1 protein-coding gene is annotated in these 1,073 nt (G+C 60.6%); it reads left to right on the forward strand.

The features are described from left to right. Nucleotides 1-461: 461 nt before the first annotated feature. The coding region (locus tag Q664_RS01755; RefSeq protein ID WP_043389146.1) for a DUF4277 domain-containing protein at nucleotides 462-1,073 on the forward strand (612 nt) is incomplete at its 3' end.

Here is a 1,073-nt window from a genome sequence, read left to right on the forward strand (position 1 = left end):
CCTACTTTCCGCACATCGCGAAGCTGATTTCATGCTGATTTCATGCTGATTTCAAATGCGGCTCAATCAGGGCAGGCCTCAAGCCATCGCGCCTCCGCTTGAAGCTCGATGATGATGGGGGACTTCATGAGGGCCCCCTCTCGGACTGGTCCAATCTCGCTGATGTTCAAGAGCTGCCTGTTGCCGAGCACTCCTGGGTTGATGTTCACCCATCATGTATCCACCGAAGAGTCTCCAGACGAGCGCTCCTGCTGCAGCGGTACCTGTCCAATCCCTCCGGCAATGAGCGACCCAGCCCTCGTTCCGCACCCTGTGGGAGGGTCAGGGGTAGAGTTATATCCAAGAACAGACTTGCCCCACCTCGCAAGTGGGCCCATCATTCCTACGTGCGAAGGAAGGCTGACAACCACGGGCCAGGTGCCGCCGCTGATGCCAATGAACCTGGTCTGGAGTCAAAGGTGGTGGGGGCGTTGCCTATCATCAACCATTTCCTCGAGTTGACGGGGGTGGACGAGGCTCTCCAGCGCTTTCTGCCCCAGCCAGGCTCACGCGACCGACTGTCGCCCGCGATAGGAGTGGGCATCCTGCTGCGCAACATTCTGGTATCTCGCGAGCCGCTGTACAGCCTGCGGGAGTGGTGTCGTCGCGTTGAGGGTTGCCTCTTGGGACTGCCTGGCAGTGGGGCGGAACTGCTCAACGACGATCGGCTCGGCAGGTGCCTGGACAAGTTGTTCGAGGCTGACCGTGCCGCGCTCATGACGGCTGCTGTCGTCCAGGCCGCACGGGGCTTCGAAGTGAATCTCGAGGAGTTGCACAACGACAGCACGACCGTCACGTTGTCCGGGGAGTACGGAGACGCCAAGGGGCAGCGGAGGAATGGAAAGTCTACCCGTCGCATTACCCATGGCTACAACAAGGACCACCGGCCCGACTTGAAGCAGTTGCTCTACCTTCTGACGACCACGGCGGAGGGGGCCGTCCCAATCTGGTGCAGCGTAGAGCACGGAAACACCACCGACGACAAGACGCACATCGGCACATGGAGTGTCCTGCGCGAACTGGTGGGAAGACCC

It is taken from the genome of Archangium violaceum Cb vi76 (genome assembly GCF_000733295.1).
Classification (GTDB): Bacteria; Myxococcota; Myxococcia; order Myxococcales; family Myxococcaceae; genus Archangium; species Archangium violaceum.